Here is a 13,744-nt window from a genome sequence, read left to right on the forward strand (position 1 = left end):
GGCGGCGGCCCCTGCGGGAGGCCGCCCGGACACCCGCGGCGCCGGGGCTGCGCCCCCGCCGCGCGGGGACTCCGCTGCTGCGGCGCAGCCGCAGCGGGTGTTTGTGAAGATTCCGGCTGACCGGGAGCAGCCGGATAAGCTCTTGCAGCTCAAAGCACTGCTGAAGCTGCATAAGGGTCCACTCGCGGTCGCGTTGTTCTACGAGAGCAGCAATAAGCTGCTCGCGCTCAGCGACCAATATTTGGTGAATCCGTCGTCCGAACTGTTCCGCATGATCGAGACGATCATGGGAAAAGATTGCGTACGCGTGAAATAAAACAGGCTCCTCCTGCATAGATATAGGAACCCGGCATTTCAGTGTTCCCACGCAAGGAGGAGGAGCTATGACCGAACAACATATGGTTCAGCTTTTAAAAAAACGCGGCGTATCCGTCGATCAAGTGGCGGAGATCGTCTATAAGCTGCAAAAGCCTTACAACGCGCAGCTCGCGATGGAGGATTGCGTCGACAGCGTGCTGACGGTGCTATCCAAGCGGGAAGTGCAGTATACGCTGTACACGGGTATCGCGCTCGATGAACTCGCGGAGAAGAAGCTGCTGCCCGAGCCGCTGCAAGCGATTCTAGAGGCCGACGAACCGCTGTACGGCGTCGATGAGACGCTGGCGCTCGGAATCGTCCATGTGTACGGCATGATTGGACTGACGAGCTTCGGATTTTTGGACAAAGAAAAAATTGGCATTATTCGCGATCTGAACGATAATCGTTCCGCTGTGCACGTTTTCTTGGATGACCTGGTTTGCGGTCTGGCCGCCGCCGCATCCGCCCGCATTGCTCATCAGAACGAGCATGCGCCCGATTATAGCAGCCAAATTCGTCTGGACTAGCCAAGGCAAGTTCAGGCGTTGCTTTTTTTCCAACCATTTCCTCAGGACGGCTGTTTTGCGCTAGCACTCTGTTGCGGGCAAAAGTGAAATTATGCTATCATTATTCCATTGTGTGTGCCTATGCGTATTTGAGATAATTATCATCGCTATTTGCTAAATCGCCTTAATGGTTGAAGTTGTTCGTCATAGGAGGTTTCTTACATGTGGACGGTGATTTATATAGCTCCTACTGCGAAGATCGCAGAACGGATCAAGCAGAGACTTACCGAAGAGGGGTTTTTGGTACAAGTCCGGGGCATTTCATTATCCAAGAATCAATTTGAAATCGTCGTTCCTGCAGGTGAGGTTGAAGAAGTACAGGAAGTGCTGAACTCTATTTTACATAAATAGCGATGATAGAAGTAACTAACCCTGGCTGATCGAGGAAACCGAGAGAATAGCCAAGTAGAGGTGGAAATGTGCTAAAGGATTTATTTCAAAAGCGGAAATACGCAACGATTCCTTCCGAACGTACGAAACGGGAAATCCCTGAGGGTTTAATGAATAAATGCCCGAAGTGCGGCACGATTCAGACAAGCAAAGAGCTTGAGAAGAATTTGAAAGTGTGCACGGCTTGCGGGTATCATTATCGGTTAAGCGCGTCGGAACGCATCCAGATTACGCTCGACGAAGGTGAATTCGTTGAATTTGATGCGGATATGATTTCAGAAGATCCCTTGCAATTTCCGGATTATGTTGACAAATTGGATAAAGCCAAGAATGCGACGAAGCTGCAGGATGCCATTCTGACCGGACACGGGACGATTGGCGGCCATCCGGTTGTTGTCGCTGCGATGAGCTTTGACTTTATGGGCGGATCGCTAGGCTCCGTTGTAGGCGAGCGGATTACTCGCGCGATTGAATATGCGACAGCGCAGAAGCTGCCCGTCCTTATTTATTCGACATCGGGCGGCGCTCGTATGCAGGAAAGTATTCTCAGTCTGATGCAAATGGCGAAAACCAGCGCGGCTCTGTCCAAACACAGCGAAGAAGGCGGACTTTTCATTTCGATTATTACCGATCCGACTTTCGGCGGTGTGTCCGCGAGCTTTGCGATGCTGGGCGACATTATTATCGCTGAACCGGCTGCGCCGTTTGGCTTCACAGGCCGCCGCGTCATTGAGCAAACGATTAAGCAGAAGCTGCCTGACAACTTCCAGACGTCTGAGTTCAACCTCGAGCATGGTCAGCTCGATAAGGTCGTGAGCCGCAAGGATATGCGACCTACGTTAATTAAGCTGCTCGAGATGCACGGAGCGAAGGAGGAAACGACGAATGCCGGGTGAAATGCCGTTTGAACAGCCGCTGGCGGAGCTAAAAAGCAAAATTGCCGAACTGCGTAAATTCGGTACGGAGAAGCAAATTGACTTTTCCGAGGAAATTCGCCGTTTGGAGGAACGCTACGCTCAGCTGGAGGACGAGCTGTACGCTACGATGTCGTCCGCTGAGAAAATGCAGCTGGCGCGTCATCCGCAGCGGCCGACGACACTGGATTATATCGGTGCGATTTTTACCGATTTCATTGAGTTCCACGGTGATCGTCTGTATGGGGACGATCTCGCGATCGTTGGCGGGATTGCCAAGCTGAACGGCATACCGGTGACGGTTGTCGGCCATCAAAAAGGGAAAGATACCAAAGACAACATCGCCCGCAACTTCGGCTGTCCGCATCCGGAGGGCTTCCGCAAGGCGCTGCGCCTGATGCGCCAAGCGAATAAATTCAAACGTCCGATTGTGACCTTCATCGATACGAAGGGAGCATTCCCCGGCAACGCGGCTGAAGAGCGCGGTCAAGGCGAAGCCATCGCCCGCAACCTGCTCGAGATGGCCTCTTTTCGCGTGCCGATTATTTGCGTCGTGATTGGAGAAGGCGGCAGCGGCGGCGCGCTCGCGCTGGGCGTCGGGAACAAGGTGTTAATGCTGGAGAACGCGATTTACTCCGTTATCTCTCCGGAGGGCGCAGCTTCCATTCTTTATAAAGACGCTTCCAAGGCGCTTCATGCTGCAGAAGCAATGAAAATTACAGCAAATCACATCATGGAATTAAACGTGATCGACGGCATCATTCCCGAGCCGAAAGGCGGCGCGCATCGTGATGTTGCTGCGCAATCGGACATGATTAAAACAGCGGTATGGGAGCAGCTCCAGCCTCTCCTCGCGATGAGCGAGCAGGAATTAGTGGAGGACCGTTACCGCAAATTTAGAGAGATCGGCCGTTTCACATTCACTCAGGAGGGTAATCATGCGTAAAACGAAAATTGTCTGTACCATCGGACCAGCCAGCGAATCAAAAGAAAACCTGAAAAAACTTCTGGAAGCGGGAATGAACGTTGCGCGCCTTAACTTCTCCCACGGAGACTTTGAGGAGCACGGCTCTCGAATCCGCAACCTTCGCGCTGCCTCCGCTGAGACAGGCAAAATCGCTGCGATTTTGTTGGACACCAAAGGTCCGGAAATTCGCACGGGCAAGCTGAAAGAAGAGCCAATCGAGCTTGTGCAAGACAAGCACATCGTCCTGACGACGGAAGAGATTCTCGGCGATGCTGACCGCATCTCCGTGACGTACGCGGATCTGCCGCGCGACGTGCAAGTCGGTTCCACGATCCTGATCGATGATGGTCTGATCGGGCTGACGGTTGTGGACATTCGCGGAACGGACATCGAATGCCGCATCGTCAACGGCGGTACGATCAAAAGTAAAAAAGGCGTGAACGTGCCTGGCGTGAAAATCAGCCTTCCGGGCATCACAGAAAAAGACGCGAACGACATTGTGTTCGGGATCGAACAGGGCGTTGATTTTATCGCGGCTTCCTTCGTGCGTAAAGCCAGCGATGTTATGGAAATTCGTGAGCTGCTCGAACGCCACAATGCGTCGCACATTCAAATCATCTCGAAAATCGAGAACCAAGAAGGTGTGGACAACCTCGATGAAATTTTGGAAGTATCCGACGGCTTGATGGTTGCCCGCGGCGATCTCGGGGTTGAAATTCCGGCAGAGGACGTTCCAGTCGTCCAAAAGCAAATGATCAAGAAGTGTAACCTGGTCGGTAAACCGGTTATCACGGCAACGATGATGCTGGATTCCATGCAGCGCAACCCGCGTCCGACACGTGCGGAAGCGAGCGACGTGGCGAACGCCGTGTTCGACGGTACGGATGCCGTGATGCTTTCCGGCGAAACGGCGGCAGGAAAATATCCGGTTGAATCCGTACAGACGATGGCTCGTATTGCAGAGCGTGCGGAAGCGGCTTTGGAATACAAAGAAATTTTCCTTCGTCAAGCGCAAGCGCAGCAAGTGACGGTGACAGAAGCGATTTCTCAAGCGGTAGCGAACTCCGCGCTGGAATTGAATGCGAAAGCGATCTTGACCGCGACAGAAAGCGGATATACGGCACGGATGGTGTCCAAATACCGTCCGAAAGCGCCGATTATCGCAGTCACACCGGACGAGCGCGTCATTCGCCGCTTGTCGTTGATCTGGGGCGTTAAGCCAGTGCTCGGCACACAAGCGAAAACGACCGACGAACTATTCAACCTTGCTGTTGACAGCTCCATCAAAACCGGCATGGTTACCTATGGTGATCTCGTTGTCATCACGGCTGGCGTGCCTGTCGGCCGCTCTGGAACGACGAACCTGATCAAAGTTCACCATGTGGGTGAAATGATTGCGAAGGGGACGGGGATTGGCCGCCAAACGGCAACCGGGACTGTCGTAACGGCACGTACACCGGAAGAAGCGATCTCCAAAATGAAAGACGGTGCTGTTCTCGTAACGGTATCCACGGACAAGGAATACATGCCGGCGGTACAGCGCGCATCTGCGCTTATTACCGAAGTCGGCGGCATTACGTCTCACGCGGCAGTCGTGGCGCTGAGCTTGGGCATTCCAGTTATCGTGGGCGTTGAGAACGCAGTGAACCTGATTAAAGATGGTACGGAAGTTTCCATCTATCCAGAAGTAGGCGTAATCTACTCCGGATTGGCTAGCGTGCTGTAAGTGAATAGAACCAAGAGTGAAGCAGGTTGATTTTCCAGCCGATGCTTCACTCTTTTTATTAGCAGGGAGGATATAGGAGATGACACAACACAAATGGCACCTTCACGAGCTGCGCGTGCGCTACGCCGAGACCGATCAGATGGGTGTGGTGTATCACGCTAATTATTTGGCATGGCTCGAAATTGGACGAACTGAGCTGATCCGGGAGTTGGGGTTTCCTTACAGGAAAGTGGAGGAAATGGGGCTGCTGCTGCCGGTTACGGAAGCGAATCTCGTGTACAAGAAGCCTGCGCGTTACGACGATCCGATCCATGTGCTGACACGGGTCACACAGCTAAGCGGCGTTCGCCTTCAATTTGGCTACGAAATCCGCCACGTAGAGAGCGGGGAGCTGCTCGTGACCGGCACCACAAGTCACGTCTGGGTGAACCCATCCTGGCGGCCGGTACGTATAGAAAGGGAAGCTCCTGAATTATGGGCGCTGTTAGCTTCGTATACGACTTAAAGGAGTGGTGCCAATGTTTCGGATCATCATTGCTATCCTTATCGGAATACCGGTTGTTGAATTGATCTTGCTGTTTGCTCTCGGACATGCCATTGGCGGATGGACTACGTTTGCGTTAATCATCGTCAGCGGTGTATTGGGCGCTTACTTCGCCAAGCGTGAAGGACGCAAAGTGCTGGAATACGCCAAATTTGAGTGGTCGCAAGGGCAGCTGCCGACGAGACACATTATGGATGCGATCTGCATTTTCCTCGGCGGCGTCCTGCTGATCACTCCGGGGTTATTGACGGACATCGTCGGGTTTCTGCTTGTTTTTCCGTATACTCGACCAATCTTCAAGGCGCTGCTGCTCGGGTTGATCACCCGCATGATCAGTAAAGGAAATATGCATATCATCCGGCGGAGGTAGCGGAAAGTCCGCTATCTCACGTCGATACTAAAAAAAGCTCGGGCCCCCTCAAGAGGGAGGCGCCGAGCCTTTTTGTATGTACGCCGCAATGTCATGGAAGATACGTGCCCGATAGAAGGCGCCGATCAGAATGAGCGAGACCGGCCCGATGATCAGCCCAAGCAGTCCGAACAGCTTGAGGCCGACGAACATCGCGATCAGCGTAGCCAGCGGGTCGAGCCCGACGGAGGAGGCGAGCACCTTCGGCTCCATGATTTGCCGGGCGATGACGATGACGCCGTAGAGGACGCTGAGCCCAATGCCAAGCCCGATATCGCCTTGGGCGAAGAAGACGTAAAGGATCCACGGTACCATGACGGCACCCGTACCGAGATAGGGCATCAGATCGGCCAGCCCGGTGAGCAGCCCGATGGTGATAGCATAATCGACGCGCAGGATCAGCAGGCCGATAATGACGACGAGCGCAGTCAGCGAGACGAGAATGAGCTGGGCGCGGATGTAACCGAACAGAGCTTTTTGCAAATCGTTGCGGATCAGCTTCGTCGTGCGGACGATGACATCGGACGTGAGGCCTTTGTATTTGGTGATCAGCCCGTACCAGTCCTTGCTAATAAAGAACGTTGCCAGCATGACGATAATGGTGATGGTTGCAATGTTCGGCAGGGAGGTCAGGAACGCCTTGAGCGCGTCAAAAATCGTAGCAATGACGTATTTGCTCACATCGGCGATGGAGCCGGCGGAAGAGGAAAGATGATTGTTCACCGTTTCCTGGTATTTCGGATTATTTTCAAAAAACTCGTTCATGCGGTTGATCCAGCCCTGAAACGTCGTTGAATTGATAAAGACGTTGAATTGCTCCACCCATTTGTTAACCTGGATTTGAATCTTGTCGGAAAGCGCGCTGAGCTCGACGATAATGTTGGCGACAAGCAAGGTTATGACCGCGGCAACGAGCGCCAGGAATAACACCATCGAGAGCGTCACGGAGAGCCAGCGCGGCAGCTTGCATTTGAAATGAAAGAAGTTCACGACCGGATTCAGCAGCAGCGCGATCACCCAGCCAAAAATAAACGGATAAATGAGGGGAATGATATAGTAAAAGGCCAATCCGATCATCGCGACGATCATGGCGACCCAAATGCCTCTGAAAATTTGATGTACCAGTCTCGGATTGAGAATTCCCATACGCCGTTTCTCTCCTTGTTAAAGTTGCTTCTATTGTAGCATGAACATGGATAAATACGGAAATATCATGAGATTTACAAAATCTTAATATAGTGAAATAGGGGGGATTAGATTGTCGCTTATGGTATCGCATAGTACAATAATGTCATCATCTACTTAATTTTGTAATAAAATTGGAGGACGTATGAGTATCGCGCGCGAACCAGACTTAAGGGAAGTTAAAGAGCTCAAGGAACTCAAAGAAGTGTCGACCCGCTATATCAACCGGGATTTGAGCTGGATTGAGTTCAATTGGCGTGTACTGGAGGAGGCGCAGGATCCGAGCACACCGCTGCTTGAGCGTGTCAAATTTCTGTCGATCGTATCGAGCAATCTGGATGAATTCATGAGTGTTCGTGTCGCAGGACTCAAAGATCAGATTAAAGCCGGTTATGCGAAAAAAGATTTTACAGGCTATTCGCCGGCCGGACTCATTAAGCGCATTATGAAGCGCACGGCCAAAATGGTCTTCGAGCAATATAAAACGTTCCGGGAAGTGACCCGCCTGCTCGGTAAGGAAGGCATTATTTTTACGGATTACGAAGATCTCAATATCTCGCAGAAAAAGGCGATGGACGCTTATTATCACGATATTGTATTTCCGGTGCTGACACCGATGGCGGTAGATCAGAGCCGGCCTTTCCCGCTCGTACATAATCAGTCGCTGTACTTGGCGGTACTGCTCGTTCGCGATGGCGAGGAATTGGATGAGGAGCCGTATTTCGCGATCATTCAAGTGCCGAGCAACCTCTCGCGCTGTATTCCGGTGCCGACCCGGACGAATAGTAAGAAGACGGAGTTTATTTTGCTGGAAGAGCTGATCGAGCATCATATCCAGTCGCTGTTCAGCGGCTACATTCCGATTTCCGTCCACGGTTTCAGAGTGACACGCAATGCAGATCTGACGCTCAATGAAGAGGGCGCGGAGGATTTGCTGGAGGAGATTGAGAAGGAGCTTCGCCGCCGCCGCTGGGGCTCTCCGGTACGGCTTGAAGTGCAGCAAGGGATTCATCCCTACGCACTGGCGCAGCTGCAAGAGGAGTTTGAGCTCGAGGATCAAATTTTTGAAATTGACGGGCCGCTGGATATTACATACTGTATGAAGCTGGCGGGGTCTTTGACAGGGTTTGAAAATCTGAAATACCCGCGGTTCACGGCGAAGTATCCGATAGAATTTGAAGAAGCGGAAGACGTCTTCACCACGCTCCGGCAAAAGGATGTTCTCGTTCATCATCCGTATGAAACGTTCGATGCCGTGACGGATTTTATCGTCCAGGCGGCGTATGACCCGCAGGTGCTGGCGATCAAGATGACGCTATACCGGGCAAGCGGTAATTCACCGATCATTCAGGCTTTGGCGAGAGCCGCGGAATCCGGCAAGCAAGTCACTGTCGTGGTGGAGTTGAAAGCAAGATTTGACGAAGAGCGGAACATCGCTTGGGCCAGAATGCTGGAAAAATCGGGCTGTCACGTCGTCTACGGACTCGTCGGCCTGAAGACGCACGCGAAGATCACGCTGGTCGTTCGTCAGGAAGAACAGACGCTGCGCCGCTATGTGCATGTCGGAACAGGGAACTACAACGACAGCACCGCCCGTTTGTATACGGATGTCGGCCTGTTTACAGCGAATAGTGTCATCGGGGAGGACGCTTCCGCGCTCTTCAACGAGATTACGGGGTATTCGGCCCCGCATGATTGGCAGTCTTTTGCTGTGGCGCCGACGGATCTAAAAGATAAATTATTTGAGTTGATCGAGCGCGAGGCCGCCCATGCCAAAGCAGGCAGACCGGCACGGATCGTCGCGAAAATGAACTCCATTTCCAATCAGGAAATGGTGGACCACCTCTACGCGGCTTCGCAAGCCGGCGTGAAGATCGAACTGATTGTTCGCGGCGTATGCTGCCTTCGTCCGGGCGTACCGGGGCTAAGCGAGAACATCACGGTGCGCAGCATTGTGGATAGGTTTCTGGAGCACTCGCGGATTTATTATTTTGAAAATGGCGGGGATACCGACGTGTATCTGTCTTCGGCGGATTGGATGACGCGGAACTTGACGCGCCGCATCGAGCTGATGTGTCCCGTGCTGGATCGGGATGTGAAGAAGATCATGATCCAGATTCTGAACGTCACCTTGAACGATAACGTGAAAGCACGCGAGCTTCAATCCAACGGCATGTACACGCGGATAAAAAATGAACTGACCCCTTATCGGAGCCAGTTCGAGGCACTGCGGATTACTTCTTGGAAGAAGCTTCGACATCAATCTTGATCTTGCGGCTCCAAGCTTTTTCCAAATCTTTGCTAAGGCTGGACAATTCTTTGAGCTCGAGTCCCACATCGTGGGTGCAGACCAGGGTAAGCGCTAGAAGGTTGTCGCTTTTCGCTACCCGGAGCTCTTCTACCGGCTGTGTCTCGCTGATATCCAGCGCGATGGCTGTTTTTAACAACATACCCAGTTTGACGATCAGAGAAAGGTCGGATTCCAGCAAAAGGTCTTTGTGCGCAAGCGCCTGCTGCTGGGTCCGGCTTTTTGTTTTGAAGGTAGCGAGCAGCGAAGCGATGACGATTTCCCGATGGCTGAGTCCCTCCAGATGAGCGCCCTGGATGACATATTGGGTGTGTTTCAGGAACTGATAGTAGTGTACGCTCGCGCCGATGCGATAGAGCAGGGCTGCAGTATGCAGGAGTTGCTTGTCGCGGGAGCTGCCGTTGCCGGCCGTCGCTTCCAGCGCGTCGTACAGCTGCATTGCGAAGCGGTCTACGTGACGCACATGCTGCACAGCGGCGTTTGGATGCAGGCCGAGCAGGTTGTTCAGACACGCCTCCAGCACATCGGGTTTGACCGGCTGCTCAGGTCTGAACAGCTCGTAGAAGAGACCGTCGCGGAGCCCTGAGCCGCTGATGACGACCTTCGACGCGCCCGCCGCTTCGTAGATCGTGTCCATAATGAGCAGCCCAGGCACCATGATGTCCGCGCGGTCTTTGGAAAGACCGTCGATTTTCTTGCGCTTTTCCAGAGGCATTGCGGAAAGGAGCGATAGAAACTCGCGCAGCTCGCCTGTTATGAGCTCATAGTTATGCGCGAGGGAAAGCGAGTGCTTTTTGCGTCGCTGACTCATTTTACCGAGCGTTCGAATCGTACCGCCCAGGCCGATCATCGGCAGGCCCGGTGTTTCCCGGATCCATGGATGCTCAGCAATCGCCTGCACGACCATGCTGCGGATATTGTGTGACGTCTGCTCGCTGAGCACGTCCCCTTTGGCAAATTGTCTCGTCGTATTGACAGCACCGAAAGGAAACGATACGCTCTGGATCAGCTCGCGGCCCTGTACGAGGGTTACTTCGGTGCTTCCTCCGCCGATGTCAATGATGAGGCAGTCGCGAATGTCGATGGCGTTGATGACGCCGAGATAGCCATATCTGGCCTCCTCGTAGCCACTCAGGACTTCGATGTGCAGTCCGGTATGCTCTTGCAGGAGCCGAACGATGTCGGCGGTGTTTCCGCTGTTGCGGATCGCCGCGGTGGCGGCGACCCGAATGGTGCCGACCCCATGCAGGCGGCAAAGGCGCTGATAATGGGCCAGAATCGGCACGATGGACAGAATGTCTTTCGTGGGGAGCAGGCCGTCAGGCCCCATGCGCTCACTGAGTCTGGCGGAATTTTTATATTCACCGACGACGCGGTAGGCGCCGAACGAATTCACTTCGTAAAGGACAAGGCGGATGGAGTTGGAGCCAATATCGATAATGCCGATGTGCTGGGAAGATGGTGTGCTCATGCAGATCTCCTTTGTTAGCGGGAATCATGGGTCAGTTGCTTACCGTCCTTGACAGGACGGCGGAGCCGTTAATCTTTGTGTACCCATTGTATCAATCTCTGTTAGCGTCTACAAATTATTTCCTTGGTATCTGCATAATTCGGCGGAATCTACAAAAACTTCTATCGTGTGTTTTAAGGCGGAAAGCAACGAAAATAGCTCATTTTCGCCAAAAAGAATATTTAATGGTAGTGAAAATAAAGTTTTATGCCCTCTTTTGTTCACTTAGCGCGTAAAATACTTTATTATTAAGAAAAGGAAAGCAGCAATTTTTTGCTAATAGAGTAGCTAAGGAGAGATTCCCCAAATGACTGCAACCAAAGGTTTAGAAGGAATTGTAGCCACAACCTCGTCCATCAGCTCCATTGTGGATGGTGTTCTTACGTATCGTGGCATTGATATTGATGACCTCGCTGAAAATGCGACATTCGAAGAAGTAATTTACCTGCTTTGGTTCGGAAAACTGCCTACTGGGGCGGAGCTTGAGAAGCTGCAAAGCGACTTGAACGCAGCCAGCACCATTCCGGCTGAAGTGATCGACCAAATGAAACTGTTTCCAAAAGATGTGAATTCCATGGCAGCGCTGCGTACCGCTGTATCCGCACTTGCTTTGTACGATGCGGAAGCGAACGACATGAGCCAAGAAGCGAACGTACGTAAAGCGATTAAACTGCAAGCACAAATTCCAGCGATCGTGGCTGCATTTGCACGCATTCGCGAAGGCAAAGAGCCGCTCGCATCCCCAGGGTACTCCTCCGTCGCAGCGAACTTCTTGTTCCAGTTGACAGGTAAAGAGCCGGACAAAATTGCGATCGAAGCGCTGGATAAAGCGCTTGTGCTTCACGCCGATCACGAGCTGAACGCTTCCACGTTCGCGGCGCGCGTTACCGTTGCAACGTTGACTGACATTTACTCCGGTATCACATCCGCGATCGGTACGCTCAAAGGGCCTCTACATGGCGGTGCCAACGAAGCGGTTATGGCGATGCTCGAAGAAATCGGCACGATTGAGAACGTTGTGCCTTACATCAACGGCAAGCTGGAGCGCAAGGATAAAATCATGGGCTTCGGTCACCGCGTGTACAAAGGCGGCGATCCACGTGCGAAGCACTTGCAAAAAATGTCCCTGGAGCTTGGCAAATTGACAGGCAACCTGAAATGGTACGAAATGTCCATCAAAACGGAAGAACTCGTAACAGGTCTCAAAGGTTTGAAACCAAACGTTGACTTCTACTCCGCATCCGTATACACTACGCTTGAGATTCCGCGCGACTTGTTCACGCCGATCTTCGCCATCTCCCGTACTTCCGGGTGGACGGCGCATATCCTTGAGCAGTATGAAAACAACCGCCTGATCCGTCCTCGCGCAGAGTACACAGGTCCGGTTAATCAAAAATACGTGCCAATCAGCGAGCGCTAATTGGCTAAGCTTTAACTTAAGGTGCGGGCAGTTCGGTACCCAATCCCGGCAGGATTTCCCGGGGAGTACCGCGACTCCCGTCACTTTTTGTGCGTCTATGTGTTTAACTAATTTTACATATATTTTAGGAGGAACCATATCCATGCCACAATTCGAAACTTACGAGCTTCCAGCAGAAGGTCAAAAAATCACGATCGAAAACGGTGTTCTGCAAGTTCCTAACAACCCGATCATCCCTTACATCGAAGGCGACGGCACAGGCCCAGACATCTGGAACGCATCCGTTCGCGTGCTTGATGCAGCGGTTGAGAAAGCGTACAAAGGCGAGAAAAAAATCGCTTGGTACGAAGTATTCGCCGGTGAAAAAGCGTTCAACAAATTCAACAACTGGCTGCCTAACGACACATTGACAGCTATGCGCGAATACATCGTGTCCATCAAAGGACCTCTGACTACGCCAATCGGCGGCGGTATCCGTTCCCTGAACGTTGCGCTTCGTCAAGAGCTTGACTTGTATGTGTGCTCCCGTCCAGTTCGCTACTTCACTGGCGTACCATCCCCAGTTAAACGTCCTGAGCTGGTTGACATGGTTATTTTCCGTGAAAATACAGAAGATATCTACGCAGGCATCGAGTGGGAAGCTGGTTCCGAAGCGGTTAAAAAAGTGATCTCTTTCTTGCAAAATGAAATGGGCGTTAAGAAAATCCGTTTCCCAGAAACTTCCGGTATCGGTGTAAAACCAGTATCCTCCGAAGGTTCCGAGCGTTTGATCCGCGCTGCGATCGAATATGCAATCAAACACGGCCGCAAATCCGTTACATTGGTTCACAAAGGCAACATCATGAAATTCACAGAAGGCGCGTTCAAAAACTGGGGTTACGAGCTGGCTGAGCGTGAATTCGGCGACAAAACATTCACTTGGGCACAATATGACCGTATCAAAGAAGAGCAAGGCGTTGAAGCGGCTAACAAAGCGCAAAAAGACGCTGAAGCGGCTGGCAAAATCATCGTAAAAGACGCAATCGCGGACATCGCGTTGCAACAAGTTTTGACTCGTCCAACTGACTTCGACGTTATCGCGACATTGAACTTGAACGGGGACTACCTGTCTGACGCACTTGCTGCACAAGTTGGCGGCATCGGTATCGCTCCTGGTGCAAACATCAACTACCTGACAGGTCACGCGATCTTCGAAGCTACGCACGGTACTGCGCCTAAATACGCAGGTCTTGACGTGGTGAACCCAGGTTCCGTTATCCTTTCCGGCGTTATGCTGCTTGAGCACCTGGGCTGGCAGGAAGCGGCTGACCTGATCTACAAAGGCATGGAAGCTTCTATCCACAACAAAACCGTTACTTATGACTTCGCACGTCTGATGGAAGGCGCGAAAGAAATCAAGTGCTCCGAGTTCGCGAACGAAATCATCAAAAACATGTAATTGACTAACC

General features: G+C 52.2%; 13 protein-coding genes. 11 read left to right on the forward strand and 2 right to left on the reverse strand.

Going from position 1 to position 13,744, the window contains the following annotated elements; all coding sequences use genetic code 11:
• The 8 genes from ABE504_RS03845 to ABE504_RS03880 all read left to right on the forward strand — a co-directional run.
• The coding region (locus ABE504_RS03845; protein ID WP_430084775.1) for a hypothetical protein at positions 1–316 on the forward strand (316 nt) is incomplete at its 5' end.
• A gap of 67 nt (positions 317–383) precedes the next feature.
• Entirely contained in the window at positions 384–884 is a 501-nt protein-coding gene (locus ABE504_RS03850) for a phosphatidylglycerophosphatase A family protein (RefSeq protein WP_430084778.1), read from the forward strand.
• A gap of 201 nt (positions 885–1,085) precedes the next feature.
• Positions 1,086–1,274, forward strand: coding sequence for a glutamate decarboxylase (locus tag ABE504_RS03855; protein WP_430081849.1), 189 nt, complete (start codon positions 1,086–1,088; stop codon positions 1,272–1,274).
• Between the two features lie 68 nt (positions 1,275–1,342).
• Positions 1,343–2,209 (forward strand): acetyl-CoA carboxylase, carboxyltransferase subunit beta, encoded by an 867-nt coding sequence (gene accD, locus ABE504_RS03860; RefSeq protein WP_430084780.1) that lies wholly within the window; start codon positions 1,343–1,345, stop codon positions 2,207–2,209.
• The gene (locus tag ABE504_RS03865) at positions 2,199–3,173 is read left to right on the forward strand and encodes an acetyl-CoA carboxylase carboxyltransferase subunit alpha (protein ID WP_430084783.1); all 975 of its coding nucleotides are present in this window, start codon (positions 2,199–2,201) and stop codon (positions 3,171–3,173) included. The genes accD and ABE504_RS03865 overlap by 11 nt, the downstream gene beginning before the upstream one ends.
• Entirely contained in the window at positions 3,166–4,920 is a 1,755-nt protein-coding gene (pyk, locus tag ABE504_RS03870; protein ID WP_430084785.1) for a pyruvate kinase, read from the forward strand. The genes ABE504_RS03865 and pyk overlap by 8 nt, the downstream gene beginning before the upstream one ends.
• Before the next feature lie 79 nt (positions 4,921–4,999).
• Positions 5,000–5,425, forward strand: coding sequence for an acyl-CoA thioesterase (locus ABE504_RS03875; RefSeq protein WP_430084788.1), 426 nt, complete (start codon positions 5,000–5,002; stop codon positions 5,423–5,425).
• Between the two features lie 13 nt (positions 5,426–5,438).
• Positions 5,439–5,834 (forward strand): FxsA family protein, encoded by a 396-nt coding sequence (locus ABE504_RS03880; protein WP_430084791.1) that lies wholly within the window; start codon positions 5,439–5,441, stop codon positions 5,832–5,834.
• A gap of 48 nt (positions 5,835–5,882) precedes the next feature.
• On the opposite strand, the gene ytvI is transcribed toward ABE504_RS03880, so the two are convergent.
• Positions 5,883–7,019 (reverse strand): sporulation integral membrane protein YtvI, encoded by a 1,137-nt coding sequence (gene ytvI, locus ABE504_RS03885; RefSeq protein ID WP_430084794.1) that lies wholly within the window; start codon positions 7,017–7,019, stop codon positions 5,883–5,885.
• Between the two features lie 184 nt (positions 7,020–7,203).
• Here ytvI and ABE504_RS03890 point away from each other — a divergent pair, with 184 nt between their 5' ends.
• Positions 7,204–9,327 (forward strand): RNA degradosome polyphosphate kinase, encoded by a 2,124-nt coding sequence (locus ABE504_RS03890; RefSeq protein WP_430084796.1) that lies wholly within the window; start codon positions 7,204–7,206, stop codon positions 9,325–9,327.
• Here the strand turns inward: ABE504_RS03890 and ABE504_RS03895 are convergent.
• Positions 9,293–10,837 (reverse strand): Ppx/GppA phosphatase family protein, encoded by a 1,545-nt coding sequence (locus tag ABE504_RS03895; RefSeq protein ID WP_430084798.1) that lies wholly within the window; start codon positions 10,835–10,837, stop codon positions 9,293–9,295. The two genes, ABE504_RS03890 and ABE504_RS03895, sit on opposite strands and share 35 nt — an antisense overlap.
• A gap of 346 nt (positions 10,838–11,183) precedes the next feature.
• Between ABE504_RS03895 and citZ the strand changes: the two genes are divergently transcribed.
• Positions 11,184–12,296, forward strand: coding sequence for a citrate synthase (gene citZ, locus ABE504_RS03900; RefSeq protein WP_430084801.1), 1,113 nt, complete (start codon positions 11,184–11,186; stop codon positions 12,294–12,296).
• A 142-nt stretch (positions 12,297–12,438) separates the two neighbouring features.
• Entirely contained in the window at positions 12,439–13,734 is a 1,296-nt protein-coding gene (icd, locus tag ABE504_RS03905; RefSeq protein WP_430084804.1) for an NADP-dependent isocitrate dehydrogenase, read from the forward strand.
• Positions 13,735–13,744: the final 10 nt, after the last annotated feature.

Origin of the sequence: Paenibacillus oryzisoli, assembly GCF_050467285.1 — a bacterium.
GTDB lineage: Bacteria > Bacillota > Bacilli > Paenibacillales > NBRC-103111 > Paenibacillus_E > Paenibacillus_E oryzisoli_A.